The 23,351-nt window shown below is 31.9% G+C and carries 21 protein-coding genes and 1 other RNA gene; 14 read left to right on the top strand and 8 right to left on the bottom strand.

What is annotated here, in order from left to right; all coding sequences use genetic code 11:
- Nucleotides 1–24: 24 nt before the first annotated feature.
- From FH779_RS16660 to FH779_RS16645, 4 genes are all read left to right on the top strand, one after another.
- On the top strand, nucleotides 25–1,191 hold the full coding sequence (locus tag FH779_RS16660; protein WP_180905500.1) for a hypothetical protein: 1,167 nt from the start codon (nucleotides 25–27) through the stop codon (nucleotides 1,189–1,191).
- A gap of 196 nt (nucleotides 1,192–1,387) precedes the next feature.
- The gene (locus FH779_RS16655; protein ID WP_038336809.1) at nucleotides 1,388–1,714 is read left to right on the top strand and encodes an iron-sulfur cluster assembly protein; all 327 of its coding nucleotides are present in this window, start codon (nucleotides 1,388–1,390) and stop codon (nucleotides 1,712–1,714) included.
- Nucleotides 1,715–1,772: 58 nt separating this feature from the next.
- On the top strand, nucleotides 1,773–2,744 hold the full coding sequence (locus FH779_RS16650; RefSeq protein ID WP_180905499.1) for an SPFH domain-containing protein: 972 nt from the start codon (nucleotides 1,773–1,775) through the stop codon (nucleotides 2,742–2,744).
- Between the two features lie 12 nt (nucleotides 2,745–2,756).
- Complete coding sequence (locus FH779_RS16645; RefSeq protein ID WP_180905498.1) at nucleotides 2,757–3,284, top strand: hypothetical protein; 528 nt, start codon at nucleotides 2,757–2,759, stop codon at nucleotides 3,282–3,284.
- Between the two features lie 66 nt (nucleotides 3,285–3,350).
- On the opposite strand, the gene metG is transcribed toward FH779_RS16645, so the two are convergent.
- Nucleotides 3,351–5,387 (bottom strand): methionine--tRNA ligase, encoded by a 2,037-nt coding sequence (gene metG / locus FH779_RS16640; RefSeq protein ID WP_180905497.1) that lies wholly within the window; start codon nucleotides 5,385–5,387, stop codon nucleotides 3,351–3,353.
- 95 nt (nucleotides 5,388–5,482) lie between these two features.
- Here metG and FH779_RS16635 point away from each other — a divergent pair, with 95 nt between their 5' ends.
- Both FH779_RS16635 and FH779_RS16630 read left to right on the top strand, forming a co-directional pair.
- Nucleotides 5,483–6,007 (top strand): GNAT family N-acetyltransferase, encoded by a 525-nt coding sequence (locus FH779_RS16635; RefSeq protein ID WP_180905496.1) that lies wholly within the window; start codon nucleotides 5,483–5,485, stop codon nucleotides 6,005–6,007.
- A gap of 14 nt (nucleotides 6,008–6,021) precedes the next feature.
- A complete protein-coding gene (locus FH779_RS16630; protein ID WP_180905495.1) occupies nucleotides 6,022–6,243 on the top strand; it encodes a hypothetical protein in 222 nt (73 codons plus the stop codon).
- Between the two features lie 54 nt (nucleotides 6,244–6,297).
- Here FH779_RS16630 and FH779_RS16625 read toward each other — a convergent pair whose 3' ends face one another.
- The 4 genes from FH779_RS16625 to FH779_RS16610 form a co-directional block, all read right to left on the bottom strand.
- Nucleotides 6,298–8,634 (bottom strand): penicillin-binding protein 1A, encoded by a 2,337-nt coding sequence (locus tag FH779_RS16625; protein ID WP_180905494.1) that lies wholly within the window; start codon nucleotides 8,632–8,634, stop codon nucleotides 6,298–6,300.
- A 6-nt stretch (nucleotides 8,635–8,640) separates the two neighbouring features.
- Nucleotides 8,641–9,102, bottom strand: a complete 462-nt coding sequence (locus FH779_RS16620; protein ID WP_084106949.1) for a gliding motility lipoprotein GldH — start codon at nucleotides 9,100–9,102, stop codon at nucleotides 8,641–8,643.
- Complete coding sequence (locus FH779_RS16615) at nucleotides 9,086–10,759, bottom strand: PSP1 domain-containing protein (protein WP_180905493.1); 1,674 nt, start codon at nucleotides 10,757–10,759, stop codon at nucleotides 9,086–9,088. The genes FH779_RS16620 and FH779_RS16615 overlap by 17 nt, the downstream gene beginning before the upstream one ends.
- An 86-nt stretch (nucleotides 10,760–10,845) precedes the next feature.
- Nucleotides 10,846–11,715: an MBL fold metallo-hydrolase gene (locus FH779_RS16610; protein WP_180905492.1), complete on the bottom strand. Its 870-nt coding sequence runs from the start codon at nucleotides 11,713–11,715 to the stop codon at nucleotides 10,846–10,848.
- Nucleotides 11,716–11,833: 118 nt separating this feature from the next.
- Between FH779_RS16610 and gltX the strand changes: the two genes are divergently transcribed.
- Nucleotides 11,834–13,342: a glutamate--tRNA ligase gene (gene gltX / locus FH779_RS16605; RefSeq protein WP_180905491.1), complete on the top strand. Its 1,509-nt coding sequence runs from the start codon at nucleotides 11,834–11,836 to the stop codon at nucleotides 13,340–13,342.
- A 53-nt stretch (nucleotides 13,343–13,395) separates the two neighbouring features.
- Here the strand turns inward: gltX and FH779_RS16600 are convergent, their stop codons facing one another.
- Together FH779_RS16600 and FH779_RS16595 are read right to left on the bottom strand one after the other, a co-directional pair.
- Nucleotides 13,396–13,767, bottom strand: coding sequence for a DUF779 domain-containing protein (locus tag FH779_RS16600; RefSeq protein WP_180905490.1), 372 nt, complete (start codon nucleotides 13,765–13,767; stop codon nucleotides 13,396–13,398).
- A 28-nt stretch (nucleotides 13,768–13,795) separates the two neighbouring features.
- Complete coding sequence (locus FH779_RS16595; RefSeq protein ID WP_180905489.1) at nucleotides 13,796–15,301, bottom strand: aldehyde dehydrogenase family protein; 1,506 nt, start codon at nucleotides 15,299–15,301, stop codon at nucleotides 13,796–13,798.
- Nucleotides 15,302–15,442: 141 nt separating this feature from the next.
- Between FH779_RS16595 and ssrA the strand changes: the two genes are divergently transcribed.
- The 7 genes from ssrA (at nucleotide 15,443) to FH779_RS16560 (ending at nucleotide 21,815) form a co-directional block, all read left to right on the top strand.
- Nucleotides 15,443–15,840: a transfer-messenger RNA gene (gene ssrA, locus FH779_RS16590) on the top strand.
- 192 nt (nucleotides 15,841–16,032) lie between these two features.
- Nucleotides 16,033–17,247: a site-specific integrase gene (locus tag FH779_RS16585; RefSeq protein ID WP_180905488.1), complete on the top strand. Its 1,215-nt coding sequence runs from the start codon at nucleotides 16,033–16,035 to the stop codon at nucleotides 17,245–17,247.
- 197 nt (nucleotides 17,248–17,444) lie between these two features.
- Nucleotides 17,445–18,212, top strand: coding sequence for a hypothetical protein (locus tag FH779_RS16580; RefSeq protein WP_180905487.1), 768 nt, complete (start codon nucleotides 17,445–17,447; stop codon nucleotides 18,210–18,212).
- A 99-nt stretch (nucleotides 18,213–18,311) separates the two neighbouring features.
- A complete protein-coding gene (locus FH779_RS16575) occupies nucleotides 18,312–18,629 on the top strand; it encodes a hypothetical protein (RefSeq protein ID WP_180905486.1) in 318 nt (105 codons plus the stop codon).
- On the top strand, nucleotides 18,553–19,698 hold the full coding sequence (locus FH779_RS16570; RefSeq protein ID WP_180905485.1) for a DUF3987 domain-containing protein: 1,146 nt from the start codon (nucleotides 18,553–18,555) through the stop codon (nucleotides 19,696–19,698). Before FH779_RS16575 ends, FH779_RS16570 begins: the two co-directional genes overlap by 77 nt.
- Before the next feature lie 329 nt (nucleotides 19,699–20,027).
- Nucleotides 20,028–21,209, top strand: a complete 1,182-nt coding sequence (locus FH779_RS16565) for a hypothetical protein (RefSeq protein WP_180905484.1) — start codon at nucleotides 20,028–20,030, stop codon at nucleotides 21,207–21,209.
- A gap of 21 nt (nucleotides 21,210–21,230) precedes the next feature.
- Nucleotides 21,231–21,815, top strand: coding sequence for a hypothetical protein (locus tag FH779_RS16560; RefSeq protein WP_180905483.1), 585 nt, complete (start codon nucleotides 21,231–21,233; stop codon nucleotides 21,813–21,815).
- A 461-nt stretch (nucleotides 21,816–22,276) separates the two neighbouring features.
- Here FH779_RS16560 and FH779_RS16555 read toward each other — a convergent pair whose 3' ends face one another.
- Nucleotides 22,277–23,320 carry a hypothetical protein gene (locus FH779_RS16555; RefSeq protein ID WP_180905482.1) on the bottom strand — a complete coding sequence of 348 codons (1,044 nt, stop codon included), beginning with the start codon at nucleotides 23,318–23,320 and terminating at the stop codon, nucleotides 22,277–22,279.
- Nucleotides 23,321–23,351 lie beyond the last annotated feature (31 nt).

The following is a 23,351-nucleotide window of genomic DNA, read 5'->3' as shown; positions in this document are numbered from 1 at the left end:
ACAAACAAAATAAAACATTTAATTATGAAAAAATCAATTTTAAAACTATTTTTAGTAGGTGCATTTTCTACATTAGCATTAACAAGCTGTAGTAATAACGACGATAATGGAGTAGAAGAAACAAATCCTTCTGGCTTTGTTGCGAATCCTGCTGATTTTAAAGGTCAGTTGAAAAGTGGAGATAAAATTACATTAGATGCATCTAAAACATATTATCTAACAGGAGCTTTACAAGTAAATGAAGGAGCAACACTTACAATTCCTGCTGGAACTAAAATTATTGCCAATGGAGGTACTTCATCATACATAGCTGTAGCACAAGGAGGACAAATATTCTCTAACGGAACTTCCTCTAAACCTGTTGTATTTACATCAGAAAAAGGAACTCCAGGATCTTGGGGAGGGATTGTTTTATGTGGTAAAGCACCAATCAACAAAGCAAAATCAGCAACAGCAGAAGTTTCTGAGTTAACATATGGTGGTGATGTAGCAACAGATAATTCTGGTACAATCACATATACTCGTATCGAGTATGCAGGTGCAATTTTTAATAACAAAAAAGAATTTAATGGACTTTCTTTATTTGGTGTTGGTAATGGAACTAAAATAGAATATGTTCAATTATATGCAGGTTCTGATGATGGAATCGAATTTTTTGGTGGAACTGTTAATACAAAATATATCGTATCAAATGAAAACGAAGATGATCAATTTGACTGGACAGAAGGTTGGGTTGGTACAAACGAATATTGGTACGGAAAAGAAGGTCGTAACAAAGGAAATAGAGGTATAGAGGCTGATAATAATGATAGTAACAATAATTTAACACCATTCTCAAATCCAATTATTAAGAATGTAACTTTAATTGGTTTAGGTAAAGATTATGTAGGAGAAGGTGAAAATCAAGCGATTAAATTACGTCAAGGAACAAAAGGACAATTAGAAAATTTTGTTTTAGCAAACTGGGCAAAAGGTATCGATATTGAGCATGATGTTACTTTAGGTTGGACTTCAAAAGATTTATTAGTTAAAAATGTTCAATTTATTAATGTTAATACAGAATCAAGTGGAAAAACTTCTGCAGGTGCTGCTGTGGATGTAACCAAATTCTATTCAAAAGCTAACAATACTGGAGCTGGAAATGGTGTAGACACACCAACTTGGGCAAAAGGATGGACAGTAGGTCTATAATTAAATCCATATAAAGAAAAAACTTTTCTTATAAAAAAGTTCTTCGTGTTTGTAAATCGCTTTTTTGGGTTCTCCAAAGAAGCGATTTTCTTCTATTATAACTATTTTATTTTAAGTCATTAAAAATAGTTATTTAGAAAAATTCCACGTAAGCTAAACTATTCGTACATTTGCAGAACAATAACAGTTGATAACAATGGCATTAACAGAACAACAATTAGATTCGATTGGTGAAAAATTGGTTGAAAAATTCAAAACAGTTTACGATCCAGAGATTCCAGTTGATATATATGAATTGGGATTGGTTTACGATGCACAGGTGAATGCAGATGGTGAAGTAAAAGTTACCATGACCCTTACATCTCCAAACTGTCCCGTGGCTGAAAGTTTACCTCTAGAAGTAGAACAGCGCGTTGAAGAGATAGAATATGTAACGAAATGTTACGTAGAAATTACGTTCGATCCTCCTTGGGATAGAGATATGATGAGCGAAGAAGCAAAATTCGAATTAGGAATGTTATAACTTAACATTCCTAATTTTTTTTGTATCTTAATCCAACAAATTCAAAACACTAAAACTTATGGGATATTTAGGCGTGATCGTTTTTCTTGGAATTATTTTCCTTTTTTTATTCGTCTTTACAGTAAAACAACAAACGGCGGTTGTAATCGAGCGTTTCGGGAAATTTAATAGTATTCGTAATCCAGGATTACAATTCAAAATTCCGATTGTAGACAGAATTGCTGGAAAAATGTCTCTTAAAATTCAACAATTAGACGTTGTTGTCGAAACGAAGACAAAAGATGATGTATTTGTTCGATTGAAAGTTTCTGTTCAATATCAAGTCATCAAAACTCAAGTTTATGATGCATTTTACAAATTAGATAATCCTTATACGCAAATAACTTCTTTCGTTTTTGACGTTGTCCGAGCTGAAGTTCCAAAACTTCGTTTAGATGATGTTTTCGAGAAGAAAGATGATATTGCGGTTGCTGTAAAAAGTGAATTGCAGGAAGCAATGAATTCATATGGTTACGAAATTGTCAAAACTTTGGTAACCGATATTGATCCAGATGAGCAAGTAAAGCATGCGATGAATCGTATTAATGCAGCTGAACGTGAAAAATTAGCAGCGCAATATGAAGGTGATGCTGCACGTATTTTGATTGTAGAAAAAGCAAGAGCCGAAGCAGAATCGAAGCGTTTGCAAGGACAAGGTATTGCGGATCAACGTCGTGAAATTGCAAAAGGTTTATTGGAATCTGTAGATGTTTTGAATGGAGCAGGAATTACGTCACAAGAAGCTTCTGCGCTAATTGTGGTGACGCAACATTATGATACATTGCAAGCGATTGGAGAAAAATCTGGAAGTAAATTAGTTTTGTTGCCAAATTCACCAACTGCCGCTTCGGAAATGCTGAATACAATGGTTACTTCGTTTACCGCAGCACATGAACTGAATGAGCATCAAATAACAAAAGAAGACAATCCAACTCAACGAAAAAATAAACCAAATCAAGGCGATTCATTTACTTTTCCAGAGCATCCTTAGAAAATTTTTTTAATGATAATTATCGATTTAAATAATCAAGTCGTAAGAATTAACGATTTTAATACGAATTATATCACTTTAAATTTTGAGAATATTAATTATCGTTTTGATTTTCTTGGTAAAAAGGAAGCTTTCTTAAAAGAAAAAAATGAATGTAAGTTATTGTTGTTTTCTGATCATCCATTATTAATTGATTACAATGAAAGTTTTTTAGAAATTTTCTTAAATTCAAAACCACAAAACATAGATTTTTTTCTAGAAAATATAGAGAGGATTATTCATAATAGAGTTCTAGGCTTTCGAAAATTAAAAGATTATTTAAACAAATCAAATTTAGATTTTGAAACTTTTTTAAAGAATATAAATGAAGGAAATGGAAAATTTCTGAATGCTCCATTTTCAATAATTAATGAGATAGAGAAATTTTTTATTGAAAATAACATCAAATTTAAAACTTTTGGAGAGCCGAAAAAGTTTGAAAATCAGCTATTAATTTTAGATAATCAATATGTTATTGCAACTGAATTTAAATTAAAATAAAAACAAAAGCCACTTCATCGAAGTGGCTTTTTATACTTAGTACATTTTACTTTTTATAATAAAAAACTATCCAACCTGAACACCGTTTGGCGTTTCTTCTTCTGGATTTACAAACGTTAATTTTCCGTCTGCTTTATCAGCGAATAATAACATTCCGTTCGATTCGATTCCACGAATTTTACGAGGCGCTAAATTTGCTAAAACCATTGCTTGTTTTCCAACGATTTCTTCTAACGTAAAATGTTCTGCAATACCAGAAACAATTGTGCGAACGTCCATTCCTGTATCCACTTTTAGTTCGAATAATTTGTCTGCTTTTTCAACTTTCTTCGCTTCTAAAATAGTTCCGATACGGATATCCATTTTTTGGAAATCGTCAAAAGAAATCAATTCTTTTTGAGGTTCTGCGTTTGGATTTGTCATATTATTTTTGACTTTACTTTCGTTTAATTTATTGATTTGTGCTTCGATTGCTTCGTCTTCAATTTTCGCAAAGATTAGTTCAGATTGACCTAATTGATGTCCAGCTTTTACAAATTCGTCTGTTGATTCTAAATCATCCCAACTCATTTTTTCTACATTCATCATAGCCAACATTTTTTCAGAAGCGAATGGAATAAATGGTTCTCCCAATTGTCCTAATGCCACAGCAATTTGCGTCGCAGCATACATAATTCCTTTTACAGCTTCTGGATCATCACCTTTTTTCCAAGGTTCTTGCGCTTGTAAAAATTGATTTCCAAGACGGGCTAAATTCATATATTCTGTCAACGCAGCACGGAATTCATATTTCTCTAAATGATCACCAATGCGCTTTGCAAAATATTTGATTTCAGTTAATTCTTCAAATTCAATTGTTTTTGCAGGAACAATTCCTTCGTAATATTTGTGAGAAAGCACCATTACACGGTTAATAAAGTTTCCTAAAATTCCAACTAATTCAGAATTATTCTTCGTTTGGAAATCTTTCCACGTAAAGTTATTGTCTTTATTTTCAGGCATATTTGCCGTCAACACATAACGCAATGTATCTTGTTGATTCGGGAAATCTTCTAAATATTCGTGTGCCCAAACTGCCCAATTACGAGAAGTTGAGATTTTATCATCTTCTAAATTCAAGAATTCATTTGCAGGAACATTGTCTGGCATAATGTAATCGCCATGCGCTTTCATCATTGTTGGGAAAATGATACAGTGGAAAACGATATTGTCCTTTCCGATGAAATGAACCAATTTCGTTTCTTCATTTTGCCAATAATCTTTCCAGTTTTTACCGTTTTTCTCTGCCCATTCTTGCGTGAAAGAAATATAACCAATTGGCGCATCGAACCAAACATACATTACTTTTCCTTCAGCTCCATCAACAGGAACAGGAATTCCCCAGTTCAAATCGCGTGTCATTGCACGAGGTTTTAAACCATCATCTAACCAAGATTTTACTTGACCATAAACACTCGATTTCCAATCATTTTTGTGACCTTCTAAAATCCACTTTGATAAGAAATCTTGATATTGATCCAATGGTAAATACCAGTTTTTTGTTTCTTTTCTGATTGGAGTATTTCCAGATAAAGCAGAACGAGGATTAATCAATTCTTCTGGGCTTAATGTAGAGCCACATTTTTCACATTGATCGCCGTAAGCATCAGGATTACCACATTTCGGACATTCACCACGAATGTATCGATCCGCTAAAAATTCGTGCGCATCTTCATCGTAAAATTGTTCCGTAACATCTTCTGTAAACTTGTTGTTATCATACAACGTTTTGAAGAAATCTTGAGCAACTTCTCTGTGTTTATCTGATGTTGTACGAGAATAAATATCGAACGTCACACCAAAATTAGCCAATGTATTTTTGATGTTTTCGTGGTAACGATCAACAATGTCTTGAGGCGTAACGCCTTCTTTTTTGGCACGAATTGTAATTGGAATACCATGTTCGTCAGAACCTCCAATAAATGCTACATCTTTTCCTTTTCTTCGTAAAAAACGCGCATAAATATCAGAAGGAACGTAAACACCTGCCATGTGACCAATGTGCAATGGTCCGTTAGCATAAGGTAAAGCCGCTGTAATTGTATATCTTTTTGGTTGACTCATTTGCTTAAAATCTATAAGCTACAAAGATACGATTTGTTGTTTGTTTTGTTAAAACCTTTTTCTAATTTTATAAGGTTAATCAATTGATAGTTGGAATGTTTGTTAGAAAAGAGGAGGAAAAAGATTATAATCAGGTTTTTGAATTGATTGAAAAAGCTTTTGAAAATGAAGAATATAGTGATCATCGTGAACAATTTTTAGTTGAACGATTACGAAATTCTGATGGTTTTGTTCCTGATTTGTCTATTGTTTTTGAAATGAACGGACTTATTGTTGGTTACGTATTATTGACAAAGATTAAAATTAATCATTCTAATTCTTCGTATGATTCTTTAGCGCTTGCGCCAGTAGCGGTTCTGCCTAATTATCAAGGAAATGGAATTGGTGGCCATTTAATAGAATTTGCGCATAAGAAAGCGAGAGAATTAGGTTTTGAATCGATTATTTTATTAGGACATCCAACTTATTATCCTAAATTTGGTTACAGAAAAGCATCTGATTTTGATATTAAGTTACCTTTTGATGTTCCAGTTGAAAATTGTATGGCAATTGAGTTGGTGGAAGATGCGCTGAAAAATGTAAATGGAATGGTAGAATATCCGAAAGAATTCTATCAATAATTAAAATATTTCCTATGGAAGAAAAAGCTGTTGTAACTCCAGATGAGGTGGTAACGGATACAATTACGAACTTATTTACGTATGCTAATTATTTTTTGGTTGCAGCGCTTGTAGTGTTGTTAACGTATATGACGATTCGAGATTTTAAGAAAAAACAACGTGAAAAGAAATTGGCACAAGAACGTGAAGCATACAACAATCAGTTTGATAACGAAGAGGAAAAAGCAGAATTATAAATCATAAAAATAGCCACTCAATTTTGAGTGGCTATTTTGTTTATATCAATTTAATTATTGACCTTCTTCATCAGGAACTTCATAGTTTTCACCTACGCTTTCACTACCACTTCCTTCGATAATTGGACCTGGATCATACATTTCATCATATTGATGGAATCCGTATGTATTCGAACAATCCCAGTGTTTTTCAATGTCCTTAGGTTTGTCAAATTTATCTCCAGCTGTTACGCCAAATTTTCCTCCTTCTTTGTAAACTCCTTGCATATAATAAGCCCAAATAGGTAAAGCTGTATTGGCTCCTTGTCCTGTGGCTGTACTTGCAAAGTGAGCAAATCGATCTTCTGCACCAACCCAAACTCCAGTAACTAAATTTGGTGTTAATCCCATAAACCAACCATCAGAGTTTTCGTTTGTTGTACCTGTTTTACCAGCAACTTCTGCTGTGATGTTATATCTATTTCTAAGACGCGAACCAGAACCTCTTTCTACAACACCTTTCATCAAATCAATCATAGTGTACGCTACGTTTTCATTAACAACTTCTCGTGTTTGAGGTGTATAATCTTTGATAACTTTTCCTTGCTTATCTTCTATTCTTAAGATTAATTGCGGTTTAATGTAAATACCACCATTTGCAAAAGCACTCATCGCACCAACCATTTCATACAATGATAAATCGGCAGAACCTAATGCAATTGTAGGGTCTTTTACGATTGGAGATTCAACTCCAAGGTCACGAGCCATTTGAATTACAGGTTCTGTACCTGTTTGCATAATCAAACGAGCAGCGACAATATTTGTTGAATAAGCTAATGCAGTTCTTAAATCTTGAGATCCACCATATTTACCATTAGCATTTCGAGGAGACCAATTCCCTGGAATTCTCTCATTAGAAACAGTATGACAAGGTGTTAATCCTAATTGATTAATCGCTGTTGCATAAACAAACGGTTTGAAAGTAGAACCTACTTGACGACGCGCTTGTTTTACGTGGTCAAATTTGAAATAATTCCAATCGATTCCTCCAACCCAAGCTTTGATTGTTCCATCTTTTGGATCCATTGACATCAAACCAGCTTGTAAAATATGTTTGTGATATTCGATTGAATCCATCAATGTTTTCCCTTTTTTGTACTGAATTCCGTTCCATGTAAAGAACTGAACAGAGTCGCGAGGTGTATTGAAAACAGTTTCGATTTCAGCTTCAGATTTTCCTTCGGCTTTCATCTTTTTGTACAAATCTGTACGAGCCATTGCTTGCTTAAAGATTTGCGTTCTTTTTGCAGCAGAAATATTATAAAATGGAGCTAAACTACGTCCACGTTGCTCTCCAAAGAATTGATCTTGTAAAACTTTTAATTGTTTTTTAACCGCTTCTTCAGCTAAATTCTGCATTCTTGAGTCTAACGTTACATAAATTTTTAAACCATCTTTTTCAAGGTTATAAGATTTTCCTGTTTCTTTCTCATAATCAACCATCCATTGTTGAATTTCCTTTCTCAAAGCAGATTTGAAATATGCTGAATGTGATTCATCATGTTTCATAATATCTTGCTTATCTGTAACCAAAGGCGCATTTTGCGCAGCTTCTCCTTCAGCTTGAGAAATCTTGTTGTATTTCATCATTTGCTTTAAGACAAGATTTCTTTGCTTTTTAGAAACTTCAGGATATTTTACAGGATTATACGCTACCGGATTTTGAAACATCGAAACTAATGTTGCTGATTCATCTAAATTTAATTCTTTCGTTGTTTTGTTGAAATAAACTTTAGAAGCAGATTCAATTCCTTTTGCATTATAAATAAAGTCGAACTTATTGAAATACATTGCAATAATTTCTTCTTTTGTGTACAATTTTTCTAACTGAACAGAAGTTACCCATTCTTTTAATTTCTGTAAAACACGTTTTACTTTATTAGAAGAAGGATCTTTTGTGTACAATTGTTTTGCTAACTGCTGTGTAATAGTAGAACCACCTCCAGATTCTCCTCCAGAAGTAATTGCACGAGCTGCTGCTTTAATGTCTACACCTGAGTGATCAAAGAAACGAACATCCTCTTTTGCTAACAATGCGTCAACCAAATGTGGTGGTAAATCTTTGTAATCGACTGGTGTTCTGCGTTCTGCTTCGAAACGATCTAACAAAACACCATCAGAAGAAATAATTTCTGATGAAACATAAATATCAGGATTTTCTAAATCACGTACATTGGGAATTTCACCTAACCATCCGTTAGATGTCGCCCAAAAGATTCCGAAAATTCCTAATACGGCACAAAAAAACAGTACCCAAATGGTAACGATTATTTTTTTGGCTAATGAAAAGCTATTGAACTTCTTTTTTGCTTTAGAAGTTGCGCTTGTTTTAGGATTTTTATTGTTTTCCATTCTGTATTATTCAGCTTTATCAACAATCAAACTAATGTCTTCGATTCCTTTCAAATTCTTTGTTCGCATACCTTGCCAAACTTTTAGTTGATAGCGACCAGAGTCTTTTATTGGTAAATTTTCGCGATAAACCAACATCATTTCTTTTGTTGTCATTCCTTTACCAATCCAGCTTCCATCAGGATTTGCAATGTAATACTGTAAGGTATCAATCATTTCATTTCCTTTAGGATCGATGAATTTCGTGAACAAATATAAGTTACTATATTCATACGACGTATTATTTCTTAACACAAATCCAATGTTAACAGCCGAAGGTTTAGGATCTTTTACATCAAACGTAAAGGTTTGAGGCTGATTACTCTTCCATTCGTCTTTCACATCTTTTGTGTCTTGATAATAATGTTTAGCCTCGCAACTAAACAATAAAAAGACTAAAATAAAAAGCAAACTACTGTTGCGTATCATCTGGTTTTGGCCCACGATTAAATCTTTTTTTATTTCGATTCTTCGATTTATTTGGATTCGGTTGAGAATTATTTGCTTTATTCTCGTCCTTAGTTTTCGGTTTTTGCTCAGCATTTTGATTATTTTGCTGAGGTTGTTTTTTTGGTTGTTGAGTTGACTGATTAGCCTGATTTGTTTGATTATTTTGTTGGCTATTATTGCTCGGATTATTTGGTTTTCGCTTTTGTTGATTGCGATTGCGATTATTTCCTTGCGGCTTTTGCTGATCAGTATTTGGTTGAGCTTGTTGCTCTTTCGCCTGAGTTGGCTGTTGCTTCTCTTTTGGCTGATTTTGTTGTTGCTGATTCTGATTAGGATTCGAATTTTTGTTCGGTCTATTTTGATTATTCTTTTTAGACTGATTTGGATTCTTTCCCTGTTTATTTTCAGGACGATTTACTTTTTCTTTCGCTTCGTTAGGCTGTTTTTGTTTTGCCTTCTGAGGTTTCAGATTATTAGCATTCGCCGCAACTTTTTCGTTTCCAGAATTTTGATTATTCTTAATTCTTTTACGTTTTTTATTCTGTTTCTCTTTACGTTCAAAACGTTCTAAAGAATCTTCACCAATTACATCTGTAAAATCTGGTTTCGATTCTTCTACATTTTTAGCTAAATCTTCTAAAGGTTCAGTTTTTTGACCTTTTGCAGTAATTGCTAAAAACTCTTGAATATCGTCTACCGAAAATTTGTACCAAACAATCCCTCCTTTATCATAAGCAAACCACATTTCTTTCTTGAAAACGTCTATTTTAACACAATGTGCCCAACCTTTTTCAGTCTCGAAACGGCTTTCCATTGACGGAAAACTATTTAATGCATCTAAATAAGAATCTAATTCAAAATTTAAACAACATTTTAATTTACCACATTGTCCAGCTAACTTTTGCGAGTTAATTGACAATTGTTGATAACGTGCCGCAGCAGTACTCACAGAGCGGAAATCTGTTAACCAAGTTGAACAACATAATTCGCGTCCACAAGATCCAATTCCTCCAACTTTTGCTGCTTCTTGACGATATCCGATTTGTTTCATCTCAATTCTTACGCCAAATTTACCTGCGTATTCTTTGATTAATTGACGGAAATCGACACGTCCTTCTGCTGTATAATAAAATGTAACTTTCGCTCCATCTCCTTGGTACTCAACATCACAAATTTTCATTTCCAAATTAAGGTTTTTCGCCATAATTCGAGAATCAACCATTGTTTGTTTTTCTCTATCACGAAACTCTACCCAAGTTTCTATATCTTTTTGATTCGCTTTGCGATAAACCTTCTTGACATCTTCCGTAGTCCACGAAAGATTCTTCTTTTTCATCTGGATTCTAACAAGCTCACCCGTAAGTGTAACAACCCCAATATCATGACCGGGTGTTCCTTCAACAGCGATTACATCGCCAATATTTAGAGATATGTTGTTTTCGTTTTTATAATAAAACTTTCGATCGTTTTTGAAACGAACTTCCACAAAATTGAACTTTTCTTGTCCATTTGGAAGTTGCATATTCGATAACCAATCAAAAACTGATAATTTTCCACAACCATCAGTGCCACAAGCACCATTATTGTTACATCCTTTCGGAAGGCCATTAGAAGTTCCACAAGATCCACATCCCATGCTTCTATAATTTTTTTAAATGACAACACAAAGGTATGAAAATATTTTTCTGAATTTGTGAAATCATTTCGGTTATGAAATTGATTTTAAATTGAATCAAAAACTTCTGAAAATGAATAGGTTTTATCTAATCTAACCCCTTTTTCTGTTAATTTTAACGTAGCTAATTCGTTGACATGGTCATGTTCAAAAAACAAAATATATTCATTTTCGACTGCTTTTTGTAAAAACGTTCCTTTTTCTTCAACTGTTATTAAAGGTCGTGTATCAAACCCAATTACATAAATTAATGGAATATGCCCTACAGTTGGGATTAAATCTGCGATATAAACTATTTTTTTGCTTTTATATGTAATGATTGGTAACATTTGCTTTTCGGTATGTCCATCCACAAATAAAATATCAAAACCAAGTGGAGAATTTTCTAAAATAGATCCATTTTGAGGCAAATCAATCAAATTAAGTTGTCCACTTTCTTGTAGAGGTAAAATATTTTCTTTCAGGAAAGACGCTTTTTCACGTGGATTTGGATTTACTGCCCAATCCCAATGATTCGCATTCGACCAAAATTTTGCGTTTTTGAATGAAGCTTCTAAATAATCTTTCTCTTTGTTGTATTGAATTGCGCCACCACAATGATCAAAATGTAAATGCGTCAAGAAAACATCTGTAATATCATCGCGATGAAATCCATGTTTGGCTAGAGAATTATCCAAAGTAGCATCGCCCCACAAATAATAAAACCCAAAGAATTTTGCATCTTGTTTAGTTCCGATTCCGGTATCAATTAATATTAATCGTTCGCCATCTTCGATTAATAGACATCTCATTGCAAGATCGATTAAATTTCTATCATCAGCAGGATTGGTTTTATTCCAAATCGATTTTGGTACAATACCGAACATTGCGCCGCCATCTAATTTAAAATTTCCTGTTTCTATTGAATATAATTTCATTTTTATGTGGTTTTATTTTGTTGAATTTTGCTTTCACGAAGATAAAAAATAGAATATTATTTAAAATAAATATCTATTATAGAATTGAACGACTTAAATTTGCAAAAATTTTGATACAATGGCAAAAGAAGTTCGTGTAAGATTTGCGCCAAGTCCAACAGGTGCGTTACACATCGGAGGAGTCCGTACTGCGTTATACAATTATCTTTTCGCAAAACATAATAACGGAAAATTCTTATTAAGAATAGAGGATACAGACCAAACACGTTATGTGGAAGGTGCTGAACAATATATTATCGATTCGTTGAAATGGTTAGGCTTAACTCCTGATGAAGGTGTTGGTTTTGGTGGAGACTTAGGTTCTTACCGTCAATCAGAGCGTAAAGAAATCTACAAACAATATGTAGACGAATTATTAGCTTCAGGAAATGCATATTATGCGTTTGATACGGCAGAAGAATTAGACGCTGCACGTGCAAAAGCAGAAGAAAATAAAGAAACATTTATTTATAACTGGTCGACAAGAGGAAATTTGAAAAACTCTTTATCGTTGACGGAAGATGAAACAAAAGCTTTAATTGAGAATGGAACACCTTATGTGATTCGTTTCAAAATTGATGATTCGCGTACAGTTTTATTGGATGATATGATTCGTGGAAAAATCACGATTGATGCAGCAACTTTAGATGATAAAGTTTTGTTTAAATCTGATGGAATGCCAACGTATCACTTAGCTAATATTGTGGACGATCATTTGATGGGAATTTCTCACGTAATTCGTGGAGAAGAATGGTTACCATCAATGGCTTTACACGAATTATTGTATGATGCATTTGGTTGGGAAGCGCCTCGTTTCGCACATTTACCATTAATCTTGAAACCAGAAGGAAAAGGAAAATTAAGCAAACGTGATGGAGACAAACACGGATTTCCAGTTTTCCCAATGGAATGGAAAACAGAAGAAGGAATTGCAAAAGGATACAAACAAGAAGGTTATTTTCCAGATGCAGTGTTGAATATGTTAGCTTTATTGGGGTGGAATTCTGGAACTGATCAAGAGATTTTTACAATGGAAGAATTGATTCAATTATTTTCATTAGAAAAAGTTTCGAAATCAGGTGCACGTTTTTCTCCAGAAAAAGCAACTTGGTTTAATCACCAATATTTACAACAAAAATCTGTTGAAGAATTATTGCCATCTTTCGAAGAAGTTTTAAAAGAAAACGGAATCGAACCGAATCCAGTTTTAGATGCAAAAGTGGTTGAATTGTTAAAAGAAAGAGCAAACTTTGTAAAAGATATTTTCGAGCAAGGTCAATTCTTTTATATAGCTCCTTCTACTTACGACGAAAAAGCAGCTAAAAAAGCATGGAAAGATGATTCGAAAGAGATTTTAGGAAAATTTGTTGAAGTTTTAAATTCATCAGAATTTACTTCAGAAATTTTACACGATGCAATGGCAGAATTTGTTACAGCTCAAGAAATTGGATTTGGAAAAATCGGAATGCCTTTACGTCTTAGTTTAGTTGGTGCGTTACAAGGACCAGATGTTCCTGTGATTATGGCAATTTTAGGAAAAGAGGAAACGATTGCACGTATCAACAAAGCGATTGAAGTTTTAGGATAAAATTATTTCTATCATAAATAAAAAAGCCATTTGCATTGCAAATGGCTTTTCTGTTATAAATTGATTTTAACTTCGTCTAATTGATTAAGTTCTTCTTGAGAGAATATTCGATAATTGACTTTAAATGTTTTGCCAAGCGGAACTTCTAACGAAAAACCTCCTGCGCCAATCGCATCAATTACATCTAATTCGAAATGTGCATGTTTCCAATATTCGAACAGATCTTTGTCAATCCAAAATTCAACTCCATCAATTTCTCCAATGCAAACATCTTTGTATCGAAGGTAAAATTCTCCTTTTCTGAAACATTGTGGTTGCGTTCCTTCACAGCAACCTCCCGCTTGATAAAGCATTAAATCGCCATGTTTTGCTTTTAATTCATTCAATAAATTAATTGCTTTTTCTGTTGCATCAACACGTTTCATTTTTTGAGATTTTTAATTAATTATTGATTTAGAAGAAACCTAATTTCTTTTTGCTATAAGAAACTAACATATTTTTAGTTTGACGATAATGGTCTAACATCATTTTGTGGTTCTCACGTCCGATTCCAGATTGTTTATAACCTCCGAAAGGCGCTCCAGCAGGATAACTATGATATTGATTAACCCAAACACGACCAGCCTGAATAGCGCGTGGAACTTGATACAATTGATGTGCATCACGCGTCCAAACTCCAGCTCCTAAACCATAAATTGTATCATTAGCAAGTTCAATCGCTTCTGCTTCATCTTTGAAAGTTGTTACAGCTAATACAGGTCCAAAAATCTCTTCTTGGAAAATACGCATCTTGTTATTTCCTTTAAATAATGTTGGTTTGATGTAATAACCATTTTCGATATCTCCTTGTAAATGATTAGCATCTCCACCAGTTAAAACTTCTGCACCTTCTTCTTTTCCTAATTTAATATAACTTAAAATTTTGTCATATTGAATTTGAGAAGCTTGCGCACCAATCATTGTTTCAGGATCAAGAGGATTTCCTGCTTTAATCATATTTACACGCTCTACAACTCGTGCAATAAACTTATCATAAATAGATTCTTGAATCAATAATCGAGAAGGACATGTACAAATTTCACCTTGATTAAGTGCAAATAATACTGCACCTTCAATTGCTTTGTCTAAGAAATCATCATCATGATCCATTACAGATTCGAAGAATACATTTGGCGATTTTCCACCTAATTCTAACGTAACTGGAATAATATTTTCTGTTGCATATTGCATCACGAAACGCCCTGTAGCTGTAGATCCTGTAAATGCAGCTTTCGATACTTTAGGATTTGTCACCAATGCGCGACCTAATTCTCCACCGAAACCATTTACAATGTTAACAACTCCTGGAGGTAATAAATCTCCAATTAATTCGAATAAATATAAAATCGAGATAGGAGTAGATTCAGCAGGTTTTAAAACCACACAGTTTCCAGCAGCCAAAGCAGGAGCTAATTTCCAAACCGCCATCAAAATTGGGAAGTTCCAAGGAATAATTTGCGCAACAACACCAATTGGCTCGTGGATAATAATTGAAACTGTATCTTTATCTAATTCGTTGATAGAACCTTCCTCAGCACGAATTACCGAAGCAAAATATCTGAAATGATCGATTGCCAAAGGAATATCAGCATTCAACGTTTCACGAACTGGTTTTCCATTATCGTAAGTTTCTACAGCCGCAACATTTTGTAGATTTTCTTCGATTCGATCTGCAATTTTATTCAAAATAATGCTTCGTTGCGTTGGCGAAGTTTGACTCCAACTTTTGAAAGCTTCGTGAGCAGCATCTACCGCCTTTACTAAGTCTTCTTCTGAAGAATGCGCAGCTTTTGTAAAAACTTTTCCAGTAAGTGGCGTTACAACATCAAAGTATTTTCCATTTGTAGGTGGCGTAAATTGACCATTGATGTAATTGTCATAATGATCTTTGAATGTAGGTACATTAACTAAGTTTCCCATTTTATTAAAATTTTTTGTGAATTAAATTTTTTCTAATTTATTCAAATTTGTTCAATAATTATGTTTAGAAAAAGTTAATTCTATTTGGTATAAAATTTGTACATTTGGCATCCGTCAATTATTTATTGACAATTTATTTATGGGGCTGACTGGTTTTGACAGCAAGGCCAATGGGTAAGTAAGCATGCAGTGATAGGTTGTGTACTCACTTTAATCAGGCACTTCAACTTTTTAACTGGCAACGAAGAGTACGCTTTAGCTGCATAATTCTGAATTTTAGTAAGAATACGCCACGTCTATACTAGGTATAGAAGCTGAATGTCCCTCAAAAGCCTTGACTTACGGCGTTTGATACAGGGACACGGGAAAGTAAGAATAGAAACCTTAGTGCATCGGATAGGTTTCGAGATTTTAGATGATAAGCGGATGACAGAGTGTTTATTCTCAGGATTTCGTCGAAAATTAATAATAAACTAAGCATGTAGAAAGCTTATTTGTTGCTTGTTTGGACGCGGGTTCGAATCCCGCCAGCTCCACACAAACAACTTTTATAAACACTAAAAGTTATTAAACCCTCTAAAATAGAGGGTTTTTTTGTGTCCATACTTTTTGGAATTATATAAAAATCGGTGAAAAATCGCTATTTCATCCCCTAATTCATCCCCTAATTCATCCCCTCGTATATCAGCTTGAATCCCTCTCATAGAAAGGAATTTTAAAAAAAATGATATATGATAAAGACAACATTTGTATTGAAAGAGCCAAAGAGTAGCTCAGAAACGATTATTTATTTGGTCATGCGTTGGGATGGTCTACAGATGAAAATCTCAACCAAACAGAAGGTTAATCCGAAGTTTTGGAATAAAGACAGGTTGAAGGTCAAGGAAACCATTTCAGAAAAGAATCATCAACATATAAACAAAGAATTGGTTGAAATTGAAAAAGTGGCTTATAAGATGTTTAACAGTTTTACAGATACTTTCAAAAGAAAACCAAATTCGGAAGAGTTAAAGAATTTGATTGAACAAGAATATTTTCAGAATAATCCAATGTTTAAGAAAGTCGATAAGAAAACAATTTTAGATTATTTTGATGACTACATTGAGACTATAAAATCTACAACAGCTCATACCACAGTTCAAAAGTATAAACAAGCCAAAGAAAACTTCAAAGATTTTCAGAAGGATAAGAAGCGTATTTATAATACTGAGATGATTGATTTGAAGTTTAGAAATGAATATGTAGAGTATTTAATCGAGACTAAGAAGTATGCTCCGACTACTGTTTATCGTAAAATGAAATTTTTGAGAACTGTTTTATATTTTATTGAGAATTTAGGTATCAAGGTTAATCCATTTTTGCATAATAGTAGATTTTTAACAAAGGATATTGAAGTAGATAACATTGCTTTGAGTGAAAATGAAATAGATGAAATGGAAAGATTAAACTTATCTAATAACAAAAGATTGGAACAAGTAAGAGACTTATTTTTAGTTGCATGTTATACAGGTCAACGATTTTCAGACCTCAACAAGATAAATCAATCAAACATTATTGATGATGAATATATAGCAATACGACAGCAGAAAACAAATGAGCAATTAACTCTTCCATTGTTGAAGGTTGTAAAAACAATTCTTGTAAAGTATAGTTACAAACTTCCGAAGATTTCTAATGTCAAGTTCAATGAGTACATCAAAGATGTTGCTAAACTATGCGAAACACTCAATAAGCAGTACAACGGTGACAATAAAAAAGTGAGATGGCAGATGATAAGTAGCCATACAGCAAGAAGAACGTTTGTAACGCTTAATTATGGAAAAGGAGTTGATTTAGATACGTTGAAACTTGGTACAGGACACAAACAAACTAAAACCCTACAAACATATATTAAGATGAATGATAAGCAGAAAGCAGATTTGTTGAGGTCGAAACTTGAACCATAAGGTGTCCTACAACAGCAAAAGTTATTGATATTAAGAAACTTGTAAACTTGTAATTTTTGTAAGAAGCTACTATGGTAGATTACAGGCTCAGGAGATAAAGAAGAGGTTTTATATAGTAAAACAGTCTTGAGCCTTTCTATAATAATATTTAAACTACTATTTTTACAATAATACAAAAGTTACAAAAAATACATAATATGGAAAAACCAACTGTTTATAATTTTCAAATTGTTACTGAAGAAGGTTATACAGATTTAGAAAGAGAGAATTTATCTAGGAAAGTTCGTTTTAATAAAAGCTATAGTAAAGGTTTCTTACATAATTTAGAATTCCCTTTTAAGGAATTTAGAATCTCTAAAAAAGCAGAATTTTTGCTTGATGATTTGTTTAAATCATATGATTTAGTTGAGCTAAAAGGTAAGTTTTTACAATTAGGGATTCAATACCAATATAATTTTATAAAAAAGTATAACACTATTAGTACTGAAGAAGAGAAAAAGATGCTTCAAGAATTTATTGACGTTCAATCAGAATTGAAACGAATCAAAAATATCCTTAATGATGATATTAATTCTACAGAAGATCTTGTAAAAATTGTTTTTACTCCAAAATTAGCATCCCAAGAAGCTGTTAGAATTACTAATTTTTTCGCATTACTTTCAATAACTCAGAATTTAAAAGAATTATTAACCGATGAATATATCGAATCCTATATGACAAAAGTAGAAATTGATAAAGTAACTCATATAATTCTAAAACATAGACTCTATTCAGAAGTTGAAAAATTGCTCTCTGAAGTAGATGAAAAAATAAAATTTATTGTAATTTTTTGTCACATCTTCCAAATTCCATGTGTTAAAGGTGTTTTTTCAAATTGTAATTTAAACGAAACTACTCTTTCTTCATTCTATAACAAAAGATATTATGATGCTGTAACAAAGGCTATGAGTGGAGAGTCAAAGTAGAAATAATTAAAAAATTAGTCTCCGTTCAATTCTTCAGCTTTCGCTCTAAACTTGCAATGAAGAAAGAATGAATTTTCTTCACTAAAAAAAATTAGTAATATGTTAAAAGAAAATTTAGAGAACGTAGAGTTCGTAAGAAATCCATTCTTAAATGGAAATTTCAGCAAGTTAGAGATAGATTCTAACGTTGATTTGAAGGCAATTTTGAAAGAAGAAGTAGAAATTTCACAGGGAGAGTTAGAGGGTTCACAAGAAAAGGAGGAAATAACAACAGAGGAGGTTACATTTGAAATACCTGATGATGGAAAATTTCCACAGGAGGTGTTTGACTTGGCTCCTGATGTTAAAACCTTTATTAGAAACCTTTACAGGGCGAGAGAAGGATATCGTTCTCCTCTCAAGTTTAACACATCTTAGTGCAATTTTCCCAAAAGTATTTGGCTATTATAGAGATGAGTTGTTCTTTCCAAATCTCTACTTATTTGTTATTGGGCAAGCAGCTACAGGTAAATCGAAGTTATCGATTGGAGAGAAAATTATTCAAAAAGTAAAAGAAGAAATTCTAACAAAAAATTCTAACTTCTTTATTCCAGCGAATAGCAGTAGTGCAAAATTACAAGAAAAATTGTCAAATTCGTTCTCGGATGGGAGTTATATCCATGACAACGAAGCTGATACTTTATCTTTTGTATTAAAGAAGGAGTGGGGGGACTATTCAGAGATATTACGTAAAGCATTCCAACACGAACGCATAAGTATTTCTCGTAAATCTTATCCAGAAATTATATGTGATACTCCGAAGTTAACGGTGGCTATTTCAGGAACAGGAGAACAAGTAAAACCATTGATACAATCAAGAGAAAATGGGTTGTTCAGCAGAATCATGTTCTACACCTATTCAGAAAGATCAAAATGGAATGATGGGTCATACGTGGGTAATCGTAGGCAAGAAATTCATATTCTGAACGATTACTTATTCAAGGTGTACGAGGTTGTTAATTCTTTAGAGCGTGAATTTTATTTAAACGAGGAACAACTCTCAGATTTTAATAATTTCTTTGAAGGTTATTTTAATGCAGTACAAGACATTGATGAAAATCTAGTAGATATTGTGTTGCGACAAGCAATAATGATGTATCGTTTGTTGATGATTTATACTGTTTTGGAGAATACCGAAGAATTTTCTGATGAAATGGATAGATTTGAATGTTCTGACAGAGCTATTGATTTTATAAAAGTTATTCTGCCTTACTTACTAAGAAATTCTTTAGATACGGCTAGTTTATATGATAAATCAATTGATTTGAAGGAATCTGAGTCTGAAATTTTACAATTGCTACCTCAAAATTTTAAAAGAGGAGAAGCGGTGAAAATTGTTGTTGAGAAGCTTTCGGTTAGTATTAAGACTGTAGATAATGCATTAAAAAGGTTATTAAATAAAAAGGCATTGACTAAAATTGGTGCCACTTATTCAATAGTTAATTAGAAAATAAGGAGGTTTTTTACCTCCTTATTTTTTACAAATAAAAAAAACAACATGGGTTAGAAAAGCAAATTTTGTTTTATATTTGTCTCAATAACATATCGTAAAACTAACGTGAAGCGTTAACTAATATTCTACTGTAGGAATCTGGTAAATTCAAAATTAAGATGTAGAATGAGTTGATTCTCGCGTCCTTATAATATAGGGGCGTGGGTTTCGCTTATTTATATCTTAAGGCTTACCAGAGCCCCTACAATTAAATAAGAGTCCGAGCCTACGCCTTCTTTTCTAATCAAAATCATCTATTTAGGCTCATTAGATACCACATTTATATGAGTGAAGTTTTATTAATTATTTCTGGTTTAATTTATTCTATTTGCTTTGGAATATTCATGATTTCTTGGGCTCAAAAGGATTTATACTATACTAATTCAGTATTTTCTTACATTCCTTTTATTTCAGGCATTATCCTTCCTGTTGTTTCTTATTCAATAGTATTGGAATGGAATTGGGTTATAATATTTTTAATTCATATAGGTTTTTTATTTTTTCTAGCTAAGCGACTTACAGATGAATATTTAGTTAGGTTTGCGAGTGGGAAAGGTCTTGGATACGATTATATTTTATCTTTTATTATAGCTACATTTTTCATGTCTTTTGGGCTATTTACTAAGTATGATTTAGGAGTAGGAGAAATTATTATGGCTTCTTTGGCTATATTAGGATTCATCTCCATAACTATTATTGCAGGTGGAAATAAAGAAGTATCAAAAATAGGTGTACCAAATACAGAATATAAAGGAGAAAAAATCATTAGAAGATATAATGACTTAATTTGTTATTTGGATGGTATTTTTGATTTAAAAATTATTGAAAACTTACCAGATTTAGTAAAAATAATATCTATTTCAGAAAACAATTTTGAAAAAATTGAAATTATTATTTGTATAAAGGATGAAATGTTAATAATTATTTATGATTCTAAAAATGAATATTATGGGAATAGACATTTTATAAGAAAGTATAGTTTAAATCAAAACCAATTTAGTATTTATAAAGATATAGCAAAGCTAATCATAAATAATGATATTAAAATCAATATTCAACACTCAGAAGACCCTCTAAAGAATTTTCTAAAAACTGATCTACAACATCATATTCAAACAATAATTCTAGGAATAAACCTATTTGCTTTTGGAGGTAAAGCCAGACTTGTTCATATAAATGAAAATGAATTTAATTTGAATTCAGAAGGGAAATATTTTGCTAATATTAAATTTATTAATAATGATTTAATTGTTCATTGGACATTTATTTTTAATGGTGAAGTTTATGATTTTGATATTTCTCTTGGGAATGTTTTAGCTTTAGATGAAGAACAGCTATTAACACAATTTTCTTATTTATTTATTATGACGAAAGAACAATTTTTTAAAATTATCGATGAAGCTGATGACGGATCTGCTTATGGAATCTCTGTCATCGAAGATGCGGCTGAAAGAGATTTTTTGTAAAACATAATTATATATTTTAACATGAGAACAATACAAATAGCAAGCAAATTGGCAAAAATTTGGTTTTATATTTTATTAATTTTAGGTAACCTTTTTATTATTTTCTCAGTACTTAAAGGTATTGTTGAGACGAATGAAAAATATAATACTCCAAGAATTATTTTTAATAGTGAAAATGATTTATCCTCTATTGTTGTAGATCCAAATAACGATATTAGCCCTCTTGTTTTAGAGGATATGTATATAAGACAAAGAGCTTTCGAAATGAAATATAATAGAAAGTTAAAAGTCGATGAGTATAACGAATTTGATGAGAATGGAAAAAAGGGAGAAATTTTAGGAGCAGTTACAGGAGCAGTAATGATGATTTTAGCTTATTCAATACCTATTTATTTATTATTTATTTCACTAATGCGAAACAATAAACGATATTTAGATTATCTAAATGGAAATAATGTTGAAAAATATTCTAAAAATAGAACTTGGGTAATGGTTTGTACGGTTATAATAACAGTATTATTCATTTTTCCTACCTTCGGATTGATACTATCTTTAACTATATCACAATTTATGTCTCTGTCTAAACAGAAAAGTATTATAGTATAAATATAAACCTCAGCTAATTTTTAGCTGAGGTTTTTTGTATTTGTAAAAATTGTAAACTTTGTAACTCTGTAATAGTTAATCAATATATCTTCTATTTATATGTAAGCACAGGAGGGTTAAAAAAGGTAACGTAAAATATAATTAACTAAAAATCAAAATACATATATAAAATAATAAACTTACAAGGTTTACAATGTTACAAAAAGTACAAAAACTGCAAATTCAACAGATATCTCTTTTACATCTCCTGAGCTTGAAAGCTATCTTGAAACTTAAATAGAAACAGCGGACAAAATCTATATTAACATAACTTGTTGTTATAGTCGCCTACGGGCTATCGGGGACAAGCCCACTATAACCAAATTATGTTAAATATATTTTGAGAGAAAAAGTACTAGATACTTTTATTATATTATGACAACTTCGGAATTTTTTCCAAGTAGGTACTAATTGTAGATCTTTTATTTTTTTCTTTTTAGAAATACATCATTGACTTTTAGAAGTTGTTTGTGTAAAATTTCGGATATCGCTAATGGTTTTAAAAATGTTTTATCAATATACTTTTTAAAACTCTGGATTTCATACTCATAAATTTCGGCTTTAATTTCTGTCATAGATTCGGAAATAGTTAGTATTTTAAAATATTCAACCCATTTCTTTTCAATAACTTCATCTTCGTATTCAGCAAGAATAGAGCATCCTTTTGATATATTTCCAAACGCCCAAGTAAGGAAATTTAAACAATTAAAAAGTCTTAGATAATTTTTGAAACTATAATCAATTGTATCTAATGCATGTATTAAATTATGACGATTAAAATCGTCTGTTATTGAATCAGAAATTCTAGTATCAAGGTAAAGATTGTTATTTAAGTATTCATTTAGTTGATTAATCCAAAGAGTGAAGTATTCTTTGTGCTTTTTTAATAATTGTTTTTTTTGGTTTATGTCTAAAGATGTATTGCGATATTTTAATTCTTGGCTACCTTCAGAATAGTAATATTCCCTTAAGTTGACATAATCATTTGTCATTTCATTAAATGTCTTTGCACTTAAGTCTGACATTTTGATAATTGTTTTAGCTTTATCACCTCGCTTAGAAATTAAATAATTTCTAAGTGAACCTTCAATTACTGGTAATAATAAATTGATAGCACCAGAAAAATCTTTTTGAAGACAAAGAATAACTGACTCTTCAATTTGAACTTTAAAATCTTTTAAAAAAGGTCTTTTTTTGTAATAACCTTCTATCATCACTATAGTGTCAGTTAAAGTTAGAAACTTTTTGGCATAATACTCAAATATTTTCTCTTCAGCTATTTCTTTTTCATGTTCATTAATAATCTTTTCAAAATTTTCAATTACAATACCTTGGTTGTAAGGATGTATAAATAACCAATTATAATCACGTAGTTTTGAATTTAAATTATTTATTCGTTTAATGACTTCAATTTCTTCGTTGATATGTTTTATTTCTTTTTGGAAATAGTACTTGGATGAATCCATTTAAATAGTTTAAGATACCTTTCTATATAAC

Source organism: Empedobacter falsenii, assembly GCF_013488205.1.
In the GTDB taxonomy this organism is placed as follows: domain Bacteria; phylum Bacteroidota; class Bacteroidia; order Flavobacteriales; family Weeksellaceae; genus Empedobacter; species Empedobacter falsenii_C.
The sequence above is the reverse complement of the archived record's forward strand: the minus strand, read 5'-3'. Positions and strand labels throughout refer to the sequence as shown.